9 protein-coding genes are annotated in these 7,064 nt (G+C 70.6%); 2 read left to right on the top strand and 7 right to left on the bottom strand.

The genetic code is table 11. From position 1 onward, the window contains the following. Positions 1-31: 31 nt before the first annotated feature. Positions 32-637 (bottom strand): AmmeMemoRadiSam system protein A, encoded by a 606-nt coding sequence (amrA, locus tag PHC73_RS00975; protein WP_300123694.1) that lies wholly within the window; start codon positions 635-637, stop codon positions 32-34. Between the two features lie 14 nt (positions 638-651). Then, on the bottom strand, positions 652-1,437 hold the full coding sequence (amrB, locus tag PHC73_RS00970; protein WP_300123693.1) for an AmmeMemoRadiSam system protein B: 786 nt from the start codon (positions 1,435-1,437) through the stop codon (positions 652-654). A gap of 114 nt (positions 1,438-1,551) precedes the next feature. On the opposite strand from amrB, the gene amrS reads away from it, so the two are divergent. After that, complete coding sequence (gene amrS, locus PHC73_RS00965; protein ID WP_300123692.1) at positions 1,552-2,649, top strand: AmmeMemoRadiSam system radical SAM enzyme; 1,098 nt, start codon at positions 1,552-1,554, stop codon at positions 2,647-2,649. Between the two features lie 8 nt (positions 2,650-2,657). On the opposite strand, the gene PHC73_RS00960 is transcribed toward amrS, so the two are convergent. Both PHC73_RS00960 and PHC73_RS00955 read right to left on the bottom strand, forming a co-directional pair. After that, the gene (locus tag PHC73_RS00960) at positions 2,658-3,287 is read right to left on the bottom strand and encodes a hypothetical protein (RefSeq protein ID WP_300123691.1); all 630 of its coding nucleotides are present in this window, start codon (positions 3,285-3,287) and stop codon (positions 2,658-2,660) included. Between the two features lie 28 nt (positions 3,288-3,315). Then, positions 3,316-4,740: a DUF4139 domain-containing protein gene (locus PHC73_RS00955; protein WP_300123690.1), complete on the bottom strand. Its 1,425-nt coding sequence runs from the start codon at positions 4,738-4,740 to the stop codon at positions 3,316-3,318. On the opposite strand from PHC73_RS00955, the gene PHC73_RS00950 reads away from it, so the two are divergent. After that, positions 4,732-5,337, top strand: coding sequence for a pseudouridine synthase (locus tag PHC73_RS00950; RefSeq protein ID WP_300123689.1), 606 nt, complete (start codon positions 4,732-4,734; stop codon positions 5,335-5,337). The two genes, PHC73_RS00955 and PHC73_RS00950, sit on opposite strands and share 9 nt — an antisense overlap. Positions 5,338-5,477: 140 nt before the next feature. Here the strand turns inward: PHC73_RS00950 and PHC73_RS00945 are convergent, their stop codons facing one another. Genes PHC73_RS00945 through PHC73_RS00935 form a run of 3 tightly spaced genes read right to left on the bottom strand, consistent with a single transcriptional unit; the run spans position 5,478 to position 6,962 of the window. Beyond that, the gene (locus PHC73_RS00945; RefSeq protein ID WP_300123688.1) at positions 5,478-6,101 is read right to left on the bottom strand and encodes an HAD-IA family hydrolase; all 624 of its coding nucleotides are present in this window, start codon (positions 6,099-6,101) and stop codon (positions 5,478-5,480) included. After that, positions 6,098-6,490 (bottom strand): PaaI family thioesterase, encoded by a 393-nt coding sequence (locus PHC73_RS00940; protein ID WP_300123687.1) that lies wholly within the window; start codon positions 6,488-6,490, stop codon positions 6,098-6,100. Before PHC73_RS00940 ends, PHC73_RS00945 begins: the two co-directional genes overlap by 4 nt. Further along, a complete protein-coding gene (locus PHC73_RS00935) occupies positions 6,483-6,962 on the bottom strand; it encodes a PaaI family thioesterase (protein ID WP_300123686.1) in 480 nt (159 codons plus the stop codon). The genes PHC73_RS00940 and PHC73_RS00935 overlap by 8 nt, the downstream gene beginning before the upstream one ends. Positions 6,963-7,064 lie beyond the last annotated feature (102 nt).

Here is a 7,064-nt window from a genome sequence, read left to right as displayed (position 1 = left end):
CGGCCTCGGAGCTTGAAAAATTCACACGCTCTCAGTCGCCGTCCTCGCTGTAGTCGATCGATCGGTACACCGAAAAACGCATCGCCTCGTTCCAGTAATCGGCCGGCAGGCCCGCCTTGCGCTTGAGGTGGGCGAGGAACTCGGCCGGCTCGGGCAGCTGCTCCCATACCTTGGGCAGGAAGGTGGCGCGGTGGGCGCCCAGTTCCAGGATCAGGCCGTGCTCGCCCGGCTCGAGGCGGGCCAGCAGCTCGATCTCGTCGCGCACCGGCAATGGCTCGGGCGGCGTCAGCACCGCCACCGTCAGGCGCAGCTGGCCGAACTCCTCGTGCCCGAGCGGCGCGAAGCGCGGGTCGCGGAACGCCGCCGCGAAGGCGTTGTCGGCCACGTCCGCGCCCAGCGGGCGGACGGCCTCGAGCCGGCCGATGCAGCCGCGCAGCTGACCGTGACGGGTGAGCGTCACGAAGCTGGCGCGGTGCTCGGCCAGGAACGGCGCCTGCCCGGCTAGCGGCGGCGGCAGCGGTCGGCCGTGACGAAGACCGTGGGCGATCGACCGGCGCGCCAGATCGAGCAGCGTGTCGCGTACCTCACGATCACCCGCGGCTGGGATCGTCTGCTGCAATACCGTCGTTGCGTTCATCGAAATCGCCTCCCTCAGGCCGCCTGCCGCAGCGCGAAGCTGCCGTAGCCCACCACGCGGTCGCGCGGGCCGGCGGTATCGCCGGAATTGCGCAGGTCCAGCAGCTCGGCGGCCAGGCGGCGGCTGCGGGCGTAAAGATCGAGGCCGTTGATGGCGGCCGCACCGCAGGCCTCCTCGCCGGTCAGATCGCTTTCGAGCGCGACGATGCGCTGCGCGGTGCGGGCATCCAGGCGCTTGGCGGTGGCGTAGTCGTGAAAGTGCGACAGGTCGGAGCTGACCAGCACCAGCGTTTGGCCGTCGTCGCAGGCGGCGATCACGTCGGCCACCGCCGTGGCCGGCGCACCACCGACCAGCACCGGAATCAGCGTGAACTCGCCAAGCGCCACCTGCAGGAACGGCAGGTGCACCTCAATGGCGTGCTCGTCGCGGTGTGGGCGGTCATCCACCACGACGCCCGGCAGCCGGGCGAGCGCGGCCAGCGCGTCCCGGTCGAGCGGGATGTCGCCGAGGGGGGTCTCAAAGGCATCCACCGAGGGCACGGCCATGCCGGGCGTCCACACCCGGTGCACCGGCCCCAGCAGCAACACACGCCGGACGCCCTGCGGGATGCGGCGATAGGCGGCCGCCGCCACCTCGCCGCTGTAAACCCAGCCGGCGTGCGGCACGATCAGGTGACGCGCCGGCGGTCCGGCCGCGTCGGCGCGCGCCAGCAGTCCGGCGGCCGTGCGCGCCAAGGGCTCCGGCGCCGCCGGATAGAACAGCCCGGCCAGTGCCGGCGGCCTGAGCGTGGGTTGGGTCATGTGCGTTCTCCAAAACTGCGCCGGAGTTGAATTCGCCGGCACCGATGGCATCTAAATGGTCATCCTGGCCGCTGTTATCAATATCAGGGGCCACCCATTACCGAGACCCATGGCATGACCGAAAACGCCACCCCCGACACCGTGGTCAGCGGGCGCTACTGGCACCGCCTGGCCGACGGCCGCATCGAGTGCGACCTGTGCCCGCGCGCCTGCCGCCTGCGCGAAGGCCAGCGCGGCCTGTGCTACGTGCGCGGCCGCGAGGCCGACGAGATGAAGCTCTACAGCTACGGCCGCTCGAGCGGCTTTTGCATCGATCCCATCGAGAAAAAGCCGCTGAACCACTTCCTGCCCGGCACGCCGGTGCTGTCGTTCGGCACCGCCGGCTGCAACCTCGCCTGCAAGTTCTGCCAGAACTGGGACATGTCGAAATCCCGGCAGATGGACACCCTGCAGGACCGCGCCATGCCCGAGGACTTGGCACGCGCGGCGCAGCGCACCGGCTGCCGCAGCATCGCCTTCACCTACAACGACCCGGTGATCTTTCTGGAATACGCGGTGGATACCGCCCGCGCCTGCCACAGGGTCGGCATCCGCACCGTGGCGGTGACGGCCGGCTACATCGGCGAGGCGGCGCGGGAGGAATTCTTCCAGCACATGGACGCCGCCAACGTGGACCTGAAGGCGTTTTCCGAGCGCTTCTACGACAAGGTTTGCGGCGGCCACCTGCAGCCGGTGTTGGACACGCTGGTCTACATCAAGCGCCACACGCGCACCTGGCTCGAGCTGACCACGCTGCTGATTCCGGGCGAGAACGATTCACCCGAAGAAATCGACGCCATGACCAATTGGGTGGTCGCCAACCTCGGTCCGGACGTGCCGATGCATTTCACGGCGTTTCACCCGGACTGGAAGCTCACCGACAAGCCGCCGACGCCGTCCGACACGCTGATCCGCGCCCGCGAGATCGCCCTCAAAAACGGCGTGCGCTTCGCCTACACCGGCAACGTCTACGACCCGGCCGGCAACAGCACCTGGTGCCCCGGCTGCGGCGCGCTGCTGATCGAGCGTGACGGCTATCGCATCGGCCACTGGGGGCTCGACGCGCACGGCGCCTGCCGCGACTGCGGCACGGTCATTCCGGGCGTGTTCGAGCCCGAGCCCGGCCACTTCGGCGCGCGACGGATTCCGATCCGGCTGTCGCAGGCGACCTGACCGGCGCGCTACGGCAGCGCGATGCGCCCGGCGGCGATCGGCGCGCGCTGCAGCGACACCAGACGCAGGTCCTCGCCGTAGCGCAGCACGCCGCCGAGTCGCAGTTGCTCGACCTGCTGCAGCGGGCGCGCGTAGGCGCTCGACTCGGCGCCGACCGCGGCCACGGCGTCCTTGGCCACCTTCATCAGGGCGTCCTGCACGGCCTTCAGGTCCGCGTCGTCGGCGACGACGACTTCGGCGCGCTGTTCGCCGTTCGAGGTGCGCGCCACCGCCTCGTACACCTCGCCGGTGTAGCCGGCGATGGTTTCGCGCCGGCCGAGTGGGCGCACCGACACATCGGTCGGCACGTCCGAGGTGGCGTCACCGAGCAACCCGGCCAGGAAGGTGTCGGCGCCGACGGCGCGAATCTGCCGCGACACCTTTTGCACGTCGATCACCTGCCCCTGGGCCACGGCGTACAGGTGCCCGTTCACCATCAACTGGTAGTTCTCGGCGTCGGTGCCGATGCGGAAATTGGCCGCGTCGCGGTACTCGACGCGCAGTTGCTCGCCGCCCGCCAGGGCATACACGGCGGTCAGGTCGGCAAAGGCGGGCGCCGCCAGCAAGGCCGCGACGGCAAACAGCATGGAACGGAACATCAGAAGTTATCTCCAATAAAACGACCGGTCACATTGTCACCCGTACCCGGTACGTAAGCGTTTGACCGCCACCGGCCGGCACCGTCACCAGCCAGCGCGCGGTGTTGGCGGCGGCCCTCTCGTGCGGCTGCGAGCTGTCGAGCACGTCCCAGTCGCCGGCGATGGGCTCGTCCACGGTGACGGTGACCGGCGTCTTGCGGGCGTTTTTGAGTGCGATGCGATAGGCGCTTTCGAACTGCGGGCGCTGGTCTTTTTCGGTGCTCAGCACCTTGAAGTCGGTCTGCGTGCGCCGGGCGGTCACGTCGAAGGCATCGCCGAGCTCGAGTTCCGCGGTCTCGTTCTCGGGCGTGTGGTCGATGCGGTCCTCGCCGACGAACTGCGCGCCGCCGAGCGCATCGCGCTGGTAGACGCGCACCACGCCGGCCGGCAGCGGCAGCCCGAGTCCGGCCGATTTGCGGTTGTCGACATGCAACAACACGGCCACCTTCTGCGGCACGTCCACCTCACCGGACCGGCTCGAGTAGTAATGGTCGGCGCCGCGAAGGCGATATTCCTTTTGCACCTGCACGGCGGGCGCCGCCAGCAGCGCCACCTGCTTGGTCTGCTGGTCGGCCAGCGTGATCGGCCGGCCGAGCGTGTAGAGGTGGTAGTCGAGCAGCCCTTGCTCGCGCATGGCGCCGGCGTCGGCTTTGGCCATCAGCGCCTGCGCCACCTCACGGCGCTGCATGATCGGCTGCACGCGGTGCACGTCGCCGGCCACCAGTTGCACACGGGCGTTGCGGTAGGCCGTGCCGCTGCGGTTGGTGAGCGTGACCCAGCCGGACAGCGCCAGCGCCTTCTCGCTCGCCGCGAGCTGCGCCACGTAATCGGCCTGCCAGGCAAGGCCGCCGGTGAGGTAGGACAGCTCCAGCTCGCGCGGACCGGCGCCGTCGGCGCTCACCATCACCGCCAGCGTCGGCCGGTCGCGCAGGTTGTCCGGCACGGCGTCGAACACCAGCCGCCCCGGCAGGCCGGTTTCGATGCGGTCGCCGATCTTGAGCACCACGCCCTCGCCCGCGGCCAGCACGGTGGCGGTCTCGGCGCTGTCGGCGCCGGTGGTGGGATGGGTGCGCACCACGCGCACCTGGCGACCGACGTGTTTTTCGAGCAGCTTGGCCGGCGTCAGCAGGTCGACGTCGAAGGTCTGCTCCAGCAGCGCGATCGGCCTGCCTCTGGCCGCGCGCAGCAGGGCGGTTTCCGGCCGAATCTGCGCGCTCACGTCGCCCAGTTCGAGCACGCTCTCGCCAGCCGGCAGCGGCAGCTCGCGCGTATCCTTCACCAGCGCGAGGTCGCCGTCGTACACGGTGACGGCGAGCGCGTTTTGATCAGCCAGCGTGCTGCGCAGCGGCGCGGCCTGCGCCACACCCATTGCCCAAGGCGCCGCCAGCGCCAGTGCCCATAGACCATGTCGCATTCGTCCACTCCTGCGGCCGCGCCGCGCCTGGTGCTGCTGAACAAACCCTACGACGTGCTGTGCCAGTTCACCGACGCGGCCGGCCGGCCGACGCTGGCCAACCTGCTACCGTTGCCTGACCTGTATCCGGCCGGGCGTCTGGACCGCGACTCCGAGGGCCTGCTGCTGCTGACCGGCGACGGGCGTCTGCAGCAGCGCATCGCCGACCCCGCCTTCAAGCTGCCCAAAACCTACCTCGCCCAGGCGGAAGGCATACCCGACGCGGCCGCGCTCGAGGCGCTGCGCCGCGGCGTGTTGCTGCACGACGGCCCCACCCGCCCGGCGCAGGCGCGCGCGGTGCCGGAACCCGCCTGGCTGTGGCCGCGCCTGCCGCCGATCCGCGAGCGCCGGCTGATCCCGACCGCGTGGATCGAGCTCACCCTCACCGAGGGCCGCAACCGCCAGGTGCGGCGCATGACGGCGGCGGTCGGCCACCCGACGCTGCGCCTGATCCGCGTGGCGATCGGCCCACTGCGACTGGGCGATCTGCAACCCGGGCAGTGGCGCGCCGCCACGGCGCAGGAACTGGCCGCGCTCGATCGAGCTCAGCGTTTGTGAAGAAATGCGCGTCCTGCGCATTTCTTGCGTCGCCCGTCCGGTACACGCCCGGACGGGCTCCCGCGAATCGAGCCCTTGCGGGCTCGATTCGCGTCCGGCCATCCCTGGCCGGCCTGAGCGCTTGAAAAATTCACGGGCTCTCAGGCCACCGCCCCGACCGGCCGGCGAAGCGCCGCGCCCAGATCGCGCAAAAATGCCGTCCGCTCACGGTAGACGATGCCGGTCATGCGAAGCACCGCGGCGCGCGCCACGTTGTCCGGGTTGTCGTCGATGAACACGGCCTGCTCGGGCGGCACGCCGAGCGCGTCCGCCACCGCCGTGAAGGCCGTCGCCTCGCGCTTGCAGGCACCAAGGTAATAGCTGTTGAACACCCGCCCGAAGGCGTGCGCAAAGGGCTGGCGGGTTTCGATCTGGTCGAGCCAGTCGGTGTGGTCGGAAAGCACCGCCGTCGCGTAACCCGCGCCCGCAAGCTCGGCGGCGAGCGCCAGTTGCCACGGCCGCACCACCGACAGCGCCAACACGTCGGCGCGGAACCTGGCGCAATCGCCAAGCGGCCCGAGCGTCGCCTCCAGACGGCGCCACCAGTCCGCCTCGCTGCCGCGGCCGGTCACGTATCCGCTATCGATCAGCGCCTGCATGGCGAGGCCCGGCAGTGGCGGATAGTCGAGCCCGCAGCGTTCTGCCAGCGCCTTCAACGCGCCGCGAAAGCCGCGCTCGGCAACGACGCCGTCGAAGTCGAAGATCACCGCGCGCAGGCCCGTCATGATCGGGGCCCGCCCAGCCCGAAATTCCCATGCCCCGCCGCCACCGGGCGGCGCCGATCCACCTGCCAGGCGTCCACGCGCACGGTGGCCACCGCCCGGCCGATGCGCACCGGCGTGGCGGTGAGGTGCAGGTCGCGCGACAGGGCCGGGCGCAGGTAGTCGATGGTGAAGTCGATGGTGCGCGGCGCCGCGTGGCCCTGCCGGCGCAGCCACACCAGCACGGCGCATTCCAGCGCCGCCGCCACCACGCCACCGTGCAGGGCGCCGATGTGGAAATTGCCGATCAGGTCGTCCCGAAACGGCAGCCACAGCTCGCCGGCGTCGTTGATCTGCAGGTCAAGGTAGGCGGCGTAGGGCACGGCGCCGAGCAGTGGGTCGCGGTCAGACATTGCCGAGCGCCCCGAAGTCGCGCAGCGGTCGGCTGTCCGGCTTGATGAAGAACACGCCGCTCACGGTGGCGAACGGCGCGCCTGGACGATCCGCCGAGCCGCAGTCCGCCACGCCGCGGATGTGTGCCTGCCGTCCCTCTAGGCGCACGCACTCGACGCGCGCGTACACGTCGGCGCCGCTGGCCGGCGGCGCGATGAACTCGACCCGCAGGCTCAGCGTGGAGTAGTCGGCCGGCGCATCGAGCGCGCAGAACACCGCCACCCCGCCGGCGTTGTCGAGCAACGCCGACACGGCGCCGTTGGCGAGCCCGCCGTGGCCGGCGTCGGCCAGCTCGGCCCGAAACGGCAGGCGCAGCACGCAGCGGTTGAGGTCGGCAAGGGTGATTTCCAGCCCCAGCGCGGCGCTGTGCGGGATGATGCCGAGGTACTCGCGCCGGTGCTGGGCGCTGTCGGCCAGGTGGCGGTACAGCATGGGATTCCGTGGCGATCGGCGCTGGCGGCGCCAGCGCGCTGCGGGGGCGTGAACGCCCATCAGTATACTGACCGCCCCACCCCAGCCCGCGCGTGTCCAGCA

It is taken from the genome of Immundisolibacter sp. (assembly GCF_028696615.1).
In the GTDB taxonomy this organism is placed as follows: Bacteria; Pseudomonadota; Gammaproteobacteria; order Immundisolibacterales; family Immundisolibacteraceae; genus Immundisolibacter.
The sequence above is the reverse complement of the archived record's forward strand: the minus strand, read 5'-3'. Positions and strand labels throughout refer to the sequence as shown.

Coding starts and splice junctions, on each gene's coding strand:
- amrA (WP_300123694.1), bottom strand. CDS start 637: ATGAACGCAACGACGGTATTGCAGCAGACGATCCCAGCCGCGGGTGAT.
- amrB (WP_300123693.1), bottom strand. CDS start 1,437: ATGACCCAACCCACGCTCAGGCCGCCGGCACTGGCCGGGCTGTTCTAT.
- amrS (WP_300123692.1), top strand. CDS start 1,552: ATGACCGAAAACGCCACCCCCGACACCGTGGTCAGCGGGCGCTACTGG.
- PHC73_RS00960 (WP_300123691.1), bottom strand. CDS start 3,287: ATGTTCCGTTCCATGCTGTTTGCCGTCGCGGCCTTGCTGGCGGCGCCC.
- PHC73_RS00950 (WP_300123689.1), top strand. CDS start 4,732: ATGTCGCATTCGTCCACTCCTGCGGCCGCGCCGCGCCTGGTGCTGCTG.
- PHC73_RS00955 (WP_300123690.1), bottom strand. CDS start 4,740: ATGCGACATGGTCTATGGGCACTGGCGCTGGCGGCGCCTTGGGCAATG.
- PHC73_RS00945 (WP_300123688.1), bottom strand. CDS start 6,101: ATGACGGGCCTGCGCGCGGTGATCTTCGACTTCGACGGCGTCGTTGCC.
- PHC73_RS00940 (WP_300123687.1), bottom strand. CDS start 6,490: ATGTCTGACCGCGACCCACTGCTCGGCGCCGTGCCCTACGCCGCCTAC.
- PHC73_RS00935 (WP_300123686.1), bottom strand. CDS start 6,962: ATGCTGTACCGCCACCTGGCCGACAGCGCCCAGCACCGGCGCGAGTAC.